Raw genomic sequence first — 14,672 nt, forward strand, 5'->3', positions numbered from 1 at the left:
CGCGTAAAAACAGCCGCGCCTGGCAAGCTTGACCCAAGTCAACACCGCCGGAATACCGATTGCATAAGATCGTCACATTCTTACGGCATAAGACGGCCGCGCCGCGCCCATGGCGCCGCCGGCCAGATGGGGCGGCTCATGGCATTGGTGCTTTACGACGACGGCAATCACAAATGCGTCGCCTTCACCGAACTGGTGCAAGGCGAAGGCATACAATCCAACCAGTTCGCCATCATCGACCAGGGCGAAGGCATTCTGCTGGACCCCGGCGGCAATCTGACCTACAAGCATTTGATCGCGGAGCTGGCCGACTATTTCCTGCCCTCGCACACCCGCTACATCTTCGCCTCGCACCAGGACCCGGACATCATCGCCTCGGTGGGCGGCTGGCTGCTGATCACCGACGCCCAGGTGATCATCGCCGAAGAATGGACTCGTTTCCTGCCCCACTTCTGCATGCGCGGCGCCACCGCCGGGCGGCTGGTGGCGATTCCGCCGCGCGGCATGTGGCTGCGGCTGGGCGGCGCGGACCTGCAAATCGTTCCGGCCCATTACCTGCACACCGTCGGCTTTTTCCAGATCTACGACCCGATCAGCAAAATCCTGTTCTCCGGCGACATCGGCGCCTCCTTGATGGACGGCCACGCGGCCGGCCTGCCGGTCAGCGATTTCGACGCCCACCTGCACGACAGCCACATGCTCGCCTTCCATCGCCGCTATATGTCCAACAACAAGGCCTGCCGGCTGTGGGTGGACATGGTTCGCCGGCTGGATATCGAATGGATCGTGCCGCAACACGGCGGCTCCTTCCAGGGCAAGGCCATGGTGAAACGCTTCCTGGACTGGTTCGAAACCCTGGAGTGCGGCACCGACCTGATCGGCCCCGCCGATTTCACGCCGCCGCCGCGCGAGGTGCCGCGCCATGACTGACTGGCTGCCGCAGAACCATGTCGATCTGGTCGTCGGCCTGGCGCTGGCCATGGGCCTGCTGACCTTGCTGGCCGCGCTGCGCTGGCAAGCGCGCCGCGACCGCGCCGCGCAAGCGCGGGACGAGGGCATTTCCTTGAGCGAGCCGGATCCAAGCGACGCCGGCGACGCCGAGCAGCCTTATCAGGTGGACGAGCTGGATTCGCTCGCCGAGGTCGACATCTTCATCGAGTTCGGCTATCTGGAACAGGCGGCGCAAGCGCTGCGCCATTACGTGGACCGGCTGGCGCCGCACTCCGCCAAGCAGTTGCAAAGGCTGGCCGGCCTCTACCTGCAAACCGGCGCGCTGGACGACTACGCCGCGATGCTGGAACGACAGCACGACCTGGCGCTGATCGGGCGGGAGGCCATGGAGCAGGCGGTGGAGGCCGGGCTGCGCGCCGAACGCAACCACCTGGCCCTGCGCGTGCTGGCCGAGCAAAGACTGGGCTGGGACCCGGAGGCGGTCGGCCTGCGCCTGGGCGACGACGCGCCGGGCCTCGCCGTGGCGGCGCCCGGCGAAGACGCGGCGGAGACGGCAGAAGCCATCCCCTCCTCCCCATCGTCGCCCTCCATCGCCGCCGCGCGGCCGCAAGCCTTGCTGCATGGCTGCGCCCCGCTGTTTCCGCTGAATGAAAGGGAGAAGGACGCCATCGCCGCGCTGCTGCCGGCCGAACGCCAGGCCAAGGTCTGGCTGCGCTGGCAAGAATACGCGGCGGCGACGACGGCGCTGGAGCGGACGCTGGCTTTGCGGCCCCACTCGCTGACGCATCTGCTGGACCTGCTGCACGTGCATTACCGGCAACGACAACTGCCGCGCTATGCGCGGACGCTGTGGCGCTTCCACCTGGCGCTGGGCGAACACGGCGCCGGCCTCAAGGAGCAATTGACCCACGCCGGCTGGCTGCTCGGCGCCCACCCGGTGCTGGACCTGCTGGCGCGACGCCCGGAGCGGCCGGAGCTGGAACGCATCGGCCGCAGCTTCGGTTTCAGCGGCGTCCCGCCGGCCGCCGCGCCTCTGCGCCGGCCGCTGGTGACGCGGCAAGCCGTGGCGGAGGCGGCCGAAATCGTCGACGCGCGCGGCGAGGCCGACGCCTACCTCAACGAAGGCCAGGTCGACATGGCGATCCACACCCTGGAGCAAGCGGTGTTGAGCCGGCCGGAAGACGCCGCCAACTATCCGCCTTTGCTGCAGCTTTACCGCCGCCAGGACGACCGGGCGCGCTTCCAATGGCTATTGCAGCAGCTGCGCGGCCATGTCGCGCGGCTGCCGCTGGAGGTCAGCGCGCAGCTGGCCGGTTTCGACATCGACGCGGGCTCCGCCCGTCGGCGCATGCTGGCCGCCTGAGCACGCCCATGCCGCGCCCCGTCTCTCCCGCCTCCGACATCGCCGTGCTCGCCGTCGGCATGGACGATCGCAAGCTGGCCCTGCTGCGCATGGCCTTCCGCCTGCACCACAGCATGCGCTACCGCTTGCTGGAGTCCCCGTCCGGCGAACACGCGCCGGACCTGGCCATCGTCGATGTGGACAGTCCCGTCGGCTGGCAAGCCTGGGAGGATTTCCGCCTCCGTCATCCGACCTTGCCGGCCTTGATCGTCGCCGCGACGCCGCCGGAGCGCCCGCCCGCCGTCACGCTGGCCAAACCGCTGCGGGTGGAATCCTTGTTCCCCCAACTGCAAGCGGCGCTGCGGCCCGTTCCCGTCGCGGAACCGACTCCGGCGACGGCCCCCGCACCCCGGCCCGAACCGGCCGCCGCGCCGGCTCCGCCGCCGGCCGCCCCGTCTATCTCCATCGCCCGCTTCGACCCACGCCGCGGCCTGCTCGGCGCGACGACGCGGCTGGCCCGCCAAGCGCGGCCGGCGCTGTTGCTGGCCGACGGCCGGCCCTTGCTGTGGCTGCGGCCGGACCGCGCGCTGGCGCAATGCCTGCAGCCGGCGGAACAATTGCGCGAGCTGTGCCGGCAAGACGCGCCCGCGCTGCAAGCGCAAGCCGCCGACGCCAGCGCCGGCGGCCTCAACCAGCCGTTGCCGGCGCTGCTGTGGCAGTTGGCGATCTGGAGCAGCCAGGGCCGGCTGCCGGCCGGCATCGGCGCGGACACCCCGCTGCGGCTGCGACAATGGCCCAACCTGACCCGGCTGGCGGCGCTGCCGGACGCCACGCGCCTGAGCGCGCTACTGACCAAGACGCCGGCCACGCTGCGCATCATCGTCCGGCTGCTGCGCGTCGACCCCGAACACGCCTGCACCTTCCTGGCCGCCGCCCACGCCCTCGGCCTGCTGGACTGGAACAGCGAGGCGCCGGCGCTGAAAGTGATCTCCAGCGCGCCGGTGCGCCCCGACCCGACACAGCCCGGAACCGTCGCGCCCGAGCGCGCCGGCTTCCTGTCCCGACTCTTGCAAAGAGTGAGCCGCTTGTGAGCCTCACCACCTTCCATCATGCGCAGCCCCGATAACAAAATCCTCTTCGCCGGCCCGGTGGGCGCAGGCAAAACCACCGCCATCGCCGCCATCAGCGACATCGCGCCTATCCGCACCGACGCCAAGGCCAGCGACATGACCTTGCATCGCAAAGACCACACCACGGTGGCGCTGGACTACGGCATGCTGCGCCTGGACGCCGACACCAAGGTCCACCTCTACGGCACCCCCGGCCAGGAGCGCTTCGACTTCATGTGGGACATCGTCAGCCGCGGCAGCATCGGCCTGATCCTGCTGCTGGACCACAGCCGCGCCAACCCGCTGCAGGACCTGGGCTTCTTCCTGCGCGCCTTCGAACCGCTGCTGCGCCGCGCGCCGCTGGCGCTGGGCGTCAGCAAGACCGACCTCGCGCCGCTGTCCGCCACCGCCGTCTACGCCGAGGCGCTGGCCGCGCGCGGGCTCAGCGCGCCGGTGTTCGAAGTGGACTGCCGTCGCCGCGAAGACATCAAGCAGCTGCTGCTGGCGCTGCTGTACTCGATAGACCCGGGCCTGGGAGAGCCGCAATGAACGATGAACTGCGCCTGAGCGGGCCGCTCTATCCGATGGCCACTCCGGCCGGCGCCTTTTACGCCGTCGCCGGAGCGGAAGCCGACCTGACCCGCCGCCTGCTGCTCAACATCCTGCGGCTGGGCCATGCGGTGCCGCTCAGCGAGCCCTTGCTCAGCGAGTGGTGCGACGACGAGCTGGAACAGGCGCTGGCCACCCTTTACCGCTTGCAGCGGCTGGAGTTCGTCCACGGCACCGCCGAGCCGCGGCCGGCCGCCGCCGGCAACCTGGAAAGCCAGTTGCCGGAGCTGCTGGCGGCGCTGTCCGGCAGCGGCCAGGCGCTGCTGGCCGACGACAACGGCCTGTATTACGCCACCGCCGGCTTCCGCCACGAAACCGCCGAGGAAATCGCCGCGCTGGCCGGCGACTTGATGTCCTTGAGCCGCCGACACCATTTGCTGCTGAAAAACCACCTCAACCTGGGCAGCGCCGCCTGGGCCGCGGTGGACCCGGCCGGCCGCAGCCAACTGGCTTTTTACCCCTTGCACGTGGCGCAGCAGGCCTTCGCGCTGATCATAGGCGGCGAGCCGCGGCTGCAAAGCGAAGCCTTCGTCGGCCTGGTGGAACTGCTGGTGCGCCGCTACGCCTGAACCCCGGCCGCGCGGCGGCCGGCGCATTGAACAAACCTGGAGAACCCCATGCGTGAACAGATGCTCAAATCCATTCTGAGCGACCTCAACGGCGCGTCCGCCGACATTGAAGCATCCGCCATCATTTCCGCCGACGGCCTGACCATGGCGGCCCTGCTGCCGCAGGAAGTGGACGAAGACCGCGTTGGTGCGATGGCGGCGGCGATGCTGTCGCTGGGCGAACGCACCGCCCGCGAGCTGGCGCGCGGCGGCCTGGAACAAGTGATGGTCAAGGGCGAGCACGGCTACATCCTGATGAGCCACGCCAGCCCGGACGCGGTGCTGACCGTGATCGCGCGGCGCGAAGCCAAGCTGGGCCTGATTTTCCTGGACGCCAAGCGCGCGGCGCGCAGCATCGCCGAAATCCTCTAGAAAGCCGGCCTATACTTGGCGGCGCATGGCCGGCACAATACGGTTTTGCTTACGCGCAAGACCCGCTCCATGTGGAAAACCCTACTCGCCATCTCCGTCGGCGCCGCGCTGGGCGCGCTGCTTCGCTGGGCGCTGGGCGTCAAACTGAACAGCCTGTGGCCCAGCCTGCCGCCGGGCACGCTGGCCGCCAATCTGATCGGCGGCTACATCATCGGCCTGGCCGTCGCCTTCTTCGCCAGCGCGCCTGGCGTGTCGCCGCTGTGGCGGCTGCTGGTGATCACCGGCTTCTGCGGCGGCCTGACCACCTTCTCCACCTTTTCCGCCGAAGTCGTCGCCTTGCTGCAGCAGCAACGGCTGCTGCCGGCGCTGACCGCCGTCGCCGTCCACGTCTGCGGCTCTTTGCTGGCCACGCTGGCCGGCATCGCCAGCTGGCAATGGCTGCGCTGGCTCAAGAGCTGAACGCTGTTTAATGCGTGGCCCCGCCGGTCTCGACAATGTCCGTCGTCGCCGTCAGGGCCGTCTCCAGCGCCAGCCGCAGACCGGCGACTATCGTCTCCAGGCTCATGCTGGGCGCGCCGGGATGCGCGGCGGCCTGCTCCGGCAAATAGGGAATGTGGATGAAGCCGCCGCGCGCCGGCGCGCCGGCCAAGGCGTGCATCAGGCCGTAGAACACATGATTGCAGACAAAGGTGCCGGCGCTTTGCGACACCGCCGCCGGAATGCCGGCTTCGCGCAGCGCCGCCGCCTGCGCCTTGATGGGCAAGGTGGAGAAATAAGCGGCCGGCCCGCCCTGTACCACCGGACGGTCTATCGGCCGCCGGCCGGCGTTGTCCGCGATGCGAGCGTCGTCGACATTGATCGCCACCCGCTCCAGCGACAGCTCGGGGCGTCCTCCCGCCTGCCCCACCGCCACGATCAGCGCCGGCCGCAACGCCGCCATCTCGCCGCGCAAAACGTGCAAGGCCTCGCCGAACACGCAGGGCAGCCGCCGCGCGGCCACCACCGCGCCCGCCAGAGACTCGCCGTCCAGCCGGCTCGCGGCCTCCCACGACGGATTCACGCTCTCGCCGCCAAACGGCTCGAAGCCCGTCAACAACACGATCTTGCTCATTCACGCTCTCCCTCGTCCAAGGCCAGCAAGGCGAAAGTCCCCAGCCAATGCTCGCCGGTGTAATGACCGCTGACCACATGCGGCAGGCCGGCGTCCAGATGCGCCCGCGCGCCCTGCTCCAGCGGAGGCCGCCAAGCGTCGTCCGGCGGCAAGGCCGTCGTCAACTGGCGCAAACACCAGGCGCGGCTCAGATTCAACCCGATCAGGTGGCCGATCTTGGGGTCCGCGCCGTCGCTGACCCGGGCCGGACTCAGCAAGAGGCCGCTCCGCGGCAAATCCGGCAAGAAGGCGCGCAGCCAATCCCTGAACGCCCGCGCCGGCAACAGCCGGCTTAGCAACAAGGCCTGGCATAGGCAGGGCGACAGGAAATCGTCGCCGCTCGGCTCCAGCCGCGCCGGATAATCCGCATCGCTCAGGAAATAACGCCGGGCCGCCGTCTCCAGCGCCCGCGCCAGCTCGGCGTCGCCGGCGGCGCGGGCGTAGTCCAGGCTCAACAGCAGAGCGAAAGAGGTATTGGCGTGCCCGCCGCTGCGGATCGGATAATCCTGCGCAGGCAGAAACGACAGCCAACGCTGGCGGATCAAGTCCAGCAAGGGCCGCATCGCCGCGCGCCAGTGCCCGGCTTGCGGCAGGCGCCAGGCCTCCAGCTCTTGCGCCAAAGCCAGCAGCCAGGCCCAGCCATAGGGCCGCTCAAAGCTGGCGCGCCCCGGCGCGGCGAAATAATCCGCCTCTTCCTGGAAGGCCGGCGGCGTGAAATGGCTGGCGAACAAATCGGCGATCTGGCGCTGCTGCGGCAAGGCCGGGAAACGGCGAGCCAGCCGCGCCAGCAACCAGAAGCCGTGCACGGCGGAGTGCCAGTCGTAGCAGCCGTAAAACACCGGATGCAAGTCGCGCGGCGCGCGCGCGTCGTCCGGCCCGTTCAACAGATGGCTCAGCAGGTTCGGGTATTCCCGAACCAGGCCGGCCAGCGGCAACGCCGCCAGCGCGGAGGCTTGTTGCGGATTCATGCTGTCTCCTCAACGGAACACGATGAAATACATCAACAGGATGTTCACGCCCAGCAAGGCCAGCGCGGTGGGAATCTGGGTCTTGATCACCAGATATCGGTCCTTCAGCTCCAGCAAGGCCGCCGGCACGATGTTGAAATTGGCCGCCATCGGCGTCATCAAGGTGCCGCAGTAACCGGAATACATGCCTATCGCCACCAGCGGCGCCGCGTCGGCGTGCTGTCCGACGATCAGGAAAGGCAGCGCGATGCCGGCGGTCATCACCGGAAAAGCGGCGAAGGCGTTTCCCATGATCATGGTGAACAAGGCCATGCCGATACAGTAGATCGCCACCAGCAGAAAACGATTGCCCGGATCGACGAACAGGCTGACCGCTTCCTGCACCGCCTGTCCGGTCTTGGCGGCGACGAACACCCCGCCCAGCATCGCCAGCATCTGCGGCAGAATGGCGGCCCAGCCGATGGCGTCCACCAGGCGGCGCGATTCGCGCACCGCCTGCAGCGGAGTGCCGCCGGTCAGCTTCCAGCCCAGCAGCACCGCGCAGACGCAGGCCACCGCCAGGGCGGCCAGAGTCAGATGCTTCTGATCCAGCACGGCGCCGCCGCCGATCTCGACGCCTTTCAGCGACAAGGTGCAGGCCACGGTCAACAACGGAATCAGCAAGGCGGGCAGGAAGATCTTATTGCCCAGGCGGCTGGCGGCGTCCCGCCGCTGCTGCTCGCCGCTTTGGGCATAGCTGCCCGGAGCCAGCAGGCCGGCGCCGGCCAGCAGGGCGAGCGCGATCACGATCAGGCCCACCAGGCGATAAGCCATCGCCTTGCCCAGGGCCGCCGTCATCAAGTCGCCGAACAAGAAGGTGGCGCCGAACAGAAACCAGAACAGCGCGGTGGTGTAGCGCTTGGGGTTGCCGCGGTCGCGCAGCGTCATGCCCACCAGCAACATCACCACGATGCCGATCAGATAATAAACATCATGAATGCTGAACCACGTCTTCATGCCGCAGCCTCCTGTTGCGCGCGCCAGGCGGCGACATCGCGTTGCAGCCGGGCGTCAAGCCGCGCCAGCCGCGTCATGTGGATGATCAGCGCGCAGACGGCGGTGGGAATCGCCCACAGGCCGATGTGCAGCGGTTCGATATTGGCGATGCCGTTTTCCTTGAGGAAGGCGTCCATCAACAACACCGCGCCGAAGGCGATGAAGATGTCCTCGCCGAAGAACACCGCGATATTGTCGCAGGCGGCGGCATGGGCGCGAATGCGGTCGCGCAAGACCGGCGGCAACTCGCCCAGCTGGTTGGCGGCGGCGCCCTCGGCCATCGGCGCCAGCAAAGGGCGCACGGTTTGAGCGTGGCCGCCCAGATTGATCAGGCCCAGCGCCGCGGTCAGCTCGCGCACCACGAAGTACAGCATCAGAATGCGCGCGGTGGTGGCGCTCCGGATGCCGGCTATCCATTGCTGGGCGCGTTCTTTCAGGCCGTAGCGCTCCAGCAGGCCTATCACCGGCAGAATCAGGATGAAGGTGGCCAATTGGCGACTATTGAGGAATTTCTCGCCGAAGGTTTCCAGCAGCGCGCCCACATCCATGCCGACCGCCAAACCGGTCGCCAGGCCGGCGGCGGTGACCACCAGCAGCGGATTGAAGCGCAAGGCGAAGCCCGCCACCACGACGGGAATGCCCACCAGGGGCAGATAGGATGCAAGATCCATGCAGTTTCTCCTTTGTATGATGGAAATGGCCGCCTGCGGGCGGCTCTCGTTTCCGGGTAAAACTCACAAGGCGACGATGCTCACGCCCTCCTGTTCCAGGCGCCGGCGCAGCAGCCGCGCGAATTGCAGCGCGTGCGCGCCGTCTCCGTGCAGGCAAACGCTGTCGGCGCGAATCTCCAGCTCGCCGCCGTCCAGGCAAGCCACGCGCCCGCGCAACACCAGATCCAGCGTCTGGCGCAAAGCCTGCTCCGCGTCTTCGATCACCGCGCCCGGCGTTCCGCGCGGCGCCAGGCTGCCGTCGGCCAGATAGGCGCGATCGGCGAACACTTCTTCTATCGCTTGCAGACCGTGACGCCGCGCGGCGCGGCCGGATTCGCCGCCGGCCAGGCCGACCAGCCGCAGTTCGGGATCGAGATCCCTCACCGCGCGGGCAACGGCGTCGGCCAGCGCCGGATCGCGCGCCGCCTGGTTGTACAGCGCGCCGTGCGGCTTGACATGGCGCAGCCGCGTCCCGGCGGCGCGCGCCATGCCCGCCAGCGCGCCCACCTGATACAGAGTGTCCTGATACACCAGCTCCGGCGCGCGCGGCATCGACCGGCGGCCGAAATGCTCGCGGTCGGGAAAGCTGGGGTGGGCGCCCGGCGCCACTCCGCGCCGCATCGCGTCCCGCAGCGCCCGCCACATGGTTTCGGCGTCGCCCGCGTGCCAGCCGCAGGCGATGTTGACCGAGCTGACCTGATCCATGATCGCGGCGTCGTCGCCGCAGCCCTCGCCGATGTCGGCGTTCAAATCGATCTGCATGTCTGGCTCCAATCCTGTCCCTGCAAGTGCCGGCGCAGGCTTAAGCGCGCCGCCGCTGCCTGTTGCGCGTCCACCATCTTGAAACGCAGCTTGGCCCCCGGCCGCGCCTGCGCCAGCTTCCACAAATCCGCCTCGATCACGCAGGCGATGCGCGGATAACCGCCGGTCGCCTGCGCGTCCGCCAGCAATACGATGGGCTGGCCGCCCGGCGGCGCCTGCACCACGCCGGGCAAGACCCCGTGGGAAGGCAAATCGCCGGCGGCCTCGCGCGTCAGCGCCTCGCCCTGCAAGCGGTAGCCCATGCGGTTGCTCTGCGCGGACACCGTCCACTCGCCCTCGCTGAACGCCTGCCGCGCCGCCCGGGCGAACTGCGGCCACTCCGGCCCCGGCAGCGCGCGCACCAGCGGCGACCAGCCGAGATTGCGCCGGCCCAGCCGGCCGGACAGCGGCGCCGCCGGCCCCAGCGGCAGGCGGTCGCCGGCCTCCAGCGCCCGCCCCATCCAGCCGCCCAGGCCCGCTTGCAGATCGGTGGCGCGCGCGCCCAGCACCAGGGGCGCGTCGATGCCGCCGGCCAGGGCGAGATAGGCGCGCATGCCGTGGCGGCAGCCGCGCAGCAGCAATTGCTGGCCCGCGCGCGCCGGATACCGCCAGCCGCTCCACACCGGCTCGCCGTCCAGCTCCGCGCCGAAATCCGCGCCCATCAGCGCGAACCAGCCGGCGCTCAGGAAACGGACGCCAAACGGCCCCAGGGCCACTTCGATGCCGGCCGCGTCCGCGGCATTGCCCAGCAGGCGGTTGGCCATGATCAGCGCCGGCGCGTCCAGCGCGCCGCACTGCGCCACGCCGAGGTGGCGCAAGCCATGCCGTCCCAGGTCCTGCACCGTGCTCTGAATGCCCGGCTGCGTGATTTCAATCATCGCCGCTCTCCCGCGGCGCGAAGCGCACGCTGTCGCCCGGCAGCAGCAGGGACGGTTGCTCGCGGCGCGGATCGAACAACGTCAGTTCGGTGCGGCCGATGATCTGCCAGCCGCCGGGGCTGACCGCCGGATAAATGCCGGTCTGAGCGCCGCCTATGCCCACCGAGCCGGCCGGCACCGCCAGCCTGGGCTCGGCGCGCCGCGGCGTGGCCAGACGCTCCGGCAGGCCGCCCAGATAGGCGAAGCCGGGCTGAAAACCGAGGAAATACACCACGTAGTCGACCGAGGCATGCGCGGCGACGACGGCCTCTTCGCTCAGGCCGGCGTGCGCCGCCACCGCGGCCAGGTCCGGCCCGTGGCGGCCGCCGTAGCGCACCGGCACCTCCACCCGCCGCACACGCGGCTCGGCCTCCTTCGCCTGCGTCCAGCCGCGGCGCAGGCGCTCCAGCCAAGCCTCGCCGTCGTCGGCGTCCGGATCGAAGATCAAGGTGAGGTTGTTCATGCCGGGCACCACGTCGATCAGCCCGGCCGCGCCCGTCAGCGTCTGCGCCAGCCACCAGATGCGGCGCTGGCACGCCAGATCGGCCGGCCTGACGCTCTCCAGCACGGCGGCGCGCTCGCCCAGCAGGTAATAGCGCGTTGAGTTCGATGCCAAGCCATCCTCCCTTTGCAGCCGTCCGCCTCGCGGCGCTCGGTTATTATTTTGCAGATAAAACATCTATAAATTATTTGCATTTGTTGGCGATGTCCAGCGCAAATGACGTTTTGCTATACTGGCCGGCCAACCACCCCGTCCCCAGGCCCTCCCATGAGCGCTCAACGCAACATCGTCTCCTCCTCGCACCTGGTTTCCGAGCGTTGCGCCGAATTGTCCGAGTTCGAATTCGGCCTGATCGTGGCCAACAACGCTTTCAACCGTTGGATGATCCGCTGCATGGCGGCCGCGGGAGAAACCGACATGACCGCGATGGAGGTGTCGCTGCTGCATCACGTCAACCACCGCGGCCGCAGCAAGAAACTGGCGGACATCTGTTTCGTGCTGAACATCGAAGACACCCACGTGGTGTCCTACGCCTTGAAGAAGCTGGTGAAGATGGGCTATGTCGGCAGCGAAAAGGTGGGCAAGGAGGCCTTGTTCGCCACCACCCCCGCCGGCGTCGAACTGTGCCAGCGCTACCGCGACGTACGCGAGCAATGCCTGATCAACGCGCTGATCGACAACGGCGGCCAGCAGGCCGACATCGGCGACAACGCCCAACTACTGCGCATGCTGGCCGGCCTCTACGATCAGGCCTCGCGCGACGCCGCCTCGATGTAAGAGCCTGTTCAAAGCGGCGCTTCCATGCCCGCTGCGCGTCGACAAGACGCGACGCGGCCGCCCGCAAACGCGCGCAGCCCTCCCCGCGGCGCCGTCACGCCAACGGCAAGTCCAGGGAAATTAGGCTATTCATTTATTATCAAACCTTCCCATCTAAAATAAACATTCGATATAGTTGTCAAAAACATTGAATAATTTCGAATGGGATGATAAAAACGCCATACACCAGCACATAGACCGGTGAACTTCCGCCCGTCGGCGGGCGCGCCGCGACAGGCAGGCTCCGGAATCAACCGCGACGCCGGCCCGACGCACAGGCCGGCGATGTCGTCGACGGCGCTTGATGGGGACCATTAGCCGCATAGTTACCATATTCATCAGCCGGAACCGCCATGAGGTCGAATACCGCCAACCGACAGTTGCTCTTTGTCGTGCTGCCCTTCCTGCTCATTGTCGTCATGCAGGTGGCGCTAAGCGCGTTCAGCCTCTACGTGGTGTCCACCGCCCGCGCTTACGTGGCGGGCGAAGGCTTGTGGTCGAAAGCGCAGAAGGACTCCATCTACCACCTGACCCGCTACGCCCAGACCGGCTCCGACCACGATTTCCAACGCTACCGGCTGGCGATCTCCATCCAGCTGGGTGACCACCGGGCCCGGCTGGCGCTGGACCGCAAGCCGCCGGACCTGGACACCGCGCGCCAAGGCTTTCTGGACGGCGGCAACCACCCCGACGACATTGAAAACATCATCCGCGCCTATCTGTGGTTCCACCGCGTCAGCTATCTGGCCGAGGCCATTCGCTACTGGAAAATCGGCGATTACTACCTGCAGGAAATTCAGACCATAGGCGAGCAGTTGCGCCAGGGGTACGCCGACGGCTCGCTGAGCCAGGCCGAGAAGACCGCCCTCACCTCGCAGATCGCCGAGATCAACGAGGCGGTGAAGGCGCCGGCCCAGGGCTTTTCCCGCGTGCTGGGCAACGCCTCCCGCGAGGTGAGCCAGGCGGTGTGGAGCGCCAACCTTATCGCCGGGATGCTGCTGGTGCTGCTGACCATTTTGCAGATCCGCCGGCTGATCCAGGCCTCGGACAATTACAAGGCCGCCTTGCAGGCGGAGCAGCAGCGCGCCGAGATCACGCTGCAATCGATAGGCGACGCGGTGATCACCCTGAACATGCAGGGCGCGGTGATTTATCTGAACCACAGCGCCAAGCACCTGCTGAGCCATCTGGAAACGGAAAGCCTGGGCCTGCACTTCGACGAACTGCTCAGCCTGATCAAACAGGGCCAGGAAACCGACTGCGCGCTGAGCTTCGCCGAACTGTGCCGCCAGGACGACAGCCGCCGCACCTATCCCAAGCTGAACATGCTGCGCCACAACGCGATTCCGCTGCAGGTCAGCCTGGTGGCCGCGCCGATACGCGACCGCCACGGCGAGCAGTACGGCATCGTGCTGGTGCTGCACGACAACACCGCGGAACAGCAATACATCAACGAGCTGTCCTGGCAGGCCAGCCACGACGCGCTGACCGGCCTGGTCAACCGCCGGGAGTTCGAAACCCGCGCCATCAAGGCGATCAAGCAGCTGGGCCAGGCCGAGACGTCGCTAGCGCTGATGTTCATCGACCTGGACCAGTTCAAGCTGATCAACGACACCTACGGCCACGCCGCCGGCGACGAACTGCTGTGCCAGATCAGCCGCTCGGTGGCGCGGCGCCTGCGCGCCTCGGACACGCTGGCGCGGCTGGGCGGCGACGAATTCGGCGTGCTGCTCGGCAACAGCTCGGTCGAATCCGCCATCGCCAAGGCCAACAATCTGCGCCAGGCCATCATGGAATGCAGCTTCCAATGGGAGGGCAACCACTTCTCCATCAGCGCCAGCATCGGCCTGGTCTGCGTGTCCGACGCCGACACCTCGCTGGCCGAGGTGATGCGCTCCGCCGACATCGCCTGCTATATGGCCAAGGAAAAAGGCCGCAATCGCATCCAATTGCACATCCCGCACAATTCAGAAGTGTCGGCGCGCTTCCACGAGATGGACTGGGTGCAGCGGCTGCGCCAGGCGCTGCGCGACGACAGCTTCACCCTGTACGCCCAGGACATCGTCCCGCTGGCCGCCCACCCTGAACGCGGCCGCTATGTCGAGGTCTTGCTGCGCCTCAACGCCGACGACGGCAGCCAGGTGCCTCCGGGCTTGTTCGTGCCGATCGCGGAGCGCTACGGACTGATGACGGAAATCGACCGCATCGTGGTGGAGAAGGTGTTCCAGGAGCTGGCGCTGCTGCGCCGCGCCGGCAATCAGGACATCCGGCACTGCGCGATCAATCTGTCCGGCTCCACCTTGTGCGACGACGGCTTCCTCGCCTTCGTGCAGCAGCAGTTCCAGCGCAGCGGCGTGCCGCCGGAGCTGATCTGCTTCGAAATCACCGAGACCAACGCCATCGCCAACCTGGAGGCCGCGCAGCGGCTGATCCACGAACTGCGCCGGATCGGCTGTCTGTTCTCGCTGGACGACTTCGGCACCGGCATGTCCTCCTTCGCCTACCTGAAACACTTGCCGGTGGATTTCCTGAAAATCGACGGCAGCTTCGTCCGCGAGATGGCGACGGACCCGATAGACCACGCCATGGTGGAAATGATCAACCACATCGGCCACGTCACCGGCAAGCGCACCATCGCCGAATTCGTCGACACGCCCGAGATCGTGGCCGAACTGCGCAAGCTGGGCGTGGACTACGCCCAGGGCTTTCACCTGAGCCGGCCGGAGCCCTTCGGCTTCCGCCATGCGCGCGGCGACCGCCGAATGCGGCAGCAATAGGCTAC

General features: G+C 67.8%; 16 protein-coding genes. 9 read left to right on the plus strand and 7 right to left on the minus strand.

Features of this window, described 5'->3' with window-relative positions; genetic code table 11:
* Nucleotides 1-138 precede the first annotated feature (138 nt).
* The 7 genes from JW897_RS05510 to crcB all read left to right on the plus strand — a co-directional run bounded on the left by JW897_RS05510 (nucleotide 139) and on the right by crcB (nucleotide 5,450).
* Nucleotides 139-930, plus strand: a complete 792-nt coding sequence (locus JW897_RS05510; protein WP_048413958.1) for an oxygen-binding di-iron domain-containing protein — start codon at nucleotides 139-141, stop codon at nucleotides 928-930.
* On the plus strand, nucleotides 923-2,314 hold the full coding sequence (locus JW897_RS05515; protein ID WP_205465415.1) for a type IV pilus assembly protein FimV: 1,392 nt from the start codon (nucleotides 923-925) through the stop codon (nucleotides 2,312-2,314). The genes JW897_RS05510 and JW897_RS05515 overlap by 8 nt, the downstream gene beginning before the upstream one ends.
* Nucleotides 2,315-2,322: 8 nt before the next feature.
* Nucleotides 2,323-3,384 carry a hypothetical protein gene (locus JW897_RS05520; protein WP_205465416.1) on the plus strand — a complete coding sequence of 354 codons (1,062 nt, stop codon included), beginning with the start codon at nucleotides 2,323-2,325 and terminating at the stop codon, nucleotides 3,382-3,384.
* 18 nt (nucleotides 3,385-3,402) lie between these two features.
* A complete protein-coding gene (locus JW897_RS05525) occupies nucleotides 3,403-3,951 on the plus strand; it encodes a GTP-binding protein (RefSeq protein ID WP_048413961.1) in 549 nt (182 codons plus the stop codon).
* Nucleotides 3,948-4,580 (plus strand): hypothetical protein, encoded by a 633-nt coding sequence (locus JW897_RS05530; RefSeq protein ID WP_048413962.1) that lies wholly within the window; start codon nucleotides 3,948-3,950, stop codon nucleotides 4,578-4,580. The genes JW897_RS05525 and JW897_RS05530 overlap by 4 nt, the downstream gene beginning before the upstream one ends.
* Nucleotides 4,581-4,628: 48 nt before the next feature.
* On the plus strand, nucleotides 4,629-4,991 hold the full coding sequence (locus JW897_RS05535) for a roadblock/LC7 domain-containing protein (protein WP_048410238.1): 363 nt from the start codon (nucleotides 4,629-4,631) through the stop codon (nucleotides 4,989-4,991).
* 69 nt (nucleotides 4,992-5,060) lie between these two features.
* Nucleotides 5,061-5,450, plus strand: a complete 390-nt coding sequence (gene crcB, locus JW897_RS05540) for a fluoride efflux transporter CrcB (RefSeq protein WP_048413963.1) — start codon at nucleotides 5,061-5,063, stop codon at nucleotides 5,448-5,450.
* 7 nt (nucleotides 5,451-5,457) lie between these two features.
* Here the strand turns inward: crcB and pcp are convergent, their stop codons facing one another.
* The 7 genes from pcp to pxpB all read right to left on the minus strand — a co-directional run bounded on the left by pcp (nucleotide 5,458) and on the right by pxpB (nucleotide 11,188).
* Entirely contained in the window at nucleotides 5,458-6,102 is a 645-nt protein-coding gene (pcp, locus tag JW897_RS05545) for a pyroglutamyl-peptidase I (protein ID WP_205465417.1), read from the minus strand.
* Nucleotides 6,099-7,109, minus strand: coding sequence for a DUF2891 domain-containing protein (locus JW897_RS05550; protein WP_205465418.1), 1,011 nt, complete (start codon nucleotides 7,107-7,109; stop codon nucleotides 6,099-6,101). The genes pcp and JW897_RS05550 overlap by 4 nt, the downstream gene beginning before the upstream one ends.
* A gap of 9 nt (nucleotides 7,110-7,118) precedes the next feature.
* Complete coding sequence (locus JW897_RS05555; RefSeq protein WP_048413966.1) at nucleotides 7,119-8,105, minus strand: DUF979 domain-containing protein; 987 nt, start codon at nucleotides 8,103-8,105, stop codon at nucleotides 7,119-7,121.
* Nucleotides 8,102-8,815 carry a DUF969 domain-containing protein gene (locus tag JW897_RS05560; protein ID WP_205465419.1) on the minus strand — a complete coding sequence of 238 codons (714 nt, stop codon included), beginning with the start codon at nucleotides 8,813-8,815 and terminating at the stop codon, nucleotides 8,102-8,104. Before JW897_RS05560 ends, JW897_RS05555 begins: the two co-directional genes overlap by 4 nt.
* 63 nt (nucleotides 8,816-8,878) lie before the next feature.
* Entirely contained in the window at nucleotides 8,879-9,616 is a 738-nt protein-coding gene (gene pxpA, locus JW897_RS05565) for a 5-oxoprolinase subunit PxpA (protein ID WP_205465420.1), read from the minus strand.
* Nucleotides 9,601-10,533 (minus strand): 5-oxoprolinase subunit C family protein, encoded by a 933-nt coding sequence (locus JW897_RS05570; RefSeq protein WP_205465421.1) that lies wholly within the window; start codon nucleotides 10,531-10,533, stop codon nucleotides 9,601-9,603. Before JW897_RS05570 ends, pxpA begins: the two co-directional genes overlap by 16 nt.
* Nucleotides 10,526-11,188, minus strand: a complete 663-nt coding sequence (gene pxpB, locus JW897_RS05575; protein ID WP_420837263.1) for a 5-oxoprolinase subunit PxpB — start codon at nucleotides 11,186-11,188, stop codon at nucleotides 10,526-10,528. Before pxpB ends, JW897_RS05570 begins: the two co-directional genes overlap by 8 nt.
* 153 nt (nucleotides 11,189-11,341) lie before the next feature.
* Here pxpB and JW897_RS05580 point away from each other — a divergent pair, with 153 nt between their 5' ends.
* Nucleotides 11,342-11,851, plus strand: a complete 510-nt coding sequence (locus JW897_RS05580) for a winged helix DNA-binding protein (RefSeq protein ID WP_205465423.1) — start codon at nucleotides 11,342-11,344, stop codon at nucleotides 11,849-11,851.
* Between the two features lie 392 nt (nucleotides 11,852-12,243).
* Nucleotides 12,244-14,667 (plus strand): putative bifunctional diguanylate cyclase/phosphodiesterase, encoded by a 2,424-nt coding sequence (locus tag JW897_RS05585; protein WP_048413971.1) that lies wholly within the window; start codon nucleotides 12,244-12,246, stop codon nucleotides 14,665-14,667.
* Nucleotides 14,668-14,672: the final 5 nt, after the last annotated feature.

It is taken from the genome of Chromobacterium alkanivorans (assembly GCF_016937655.1).
GTDB classification, from domain to species: domain Bacteria; phylum Pseudomonadota; class Gammaproteobacteria; order Burkholderiales; family Chromobacteriaceae; genus Chromobacterium; species Chromobacterium alkanivorans.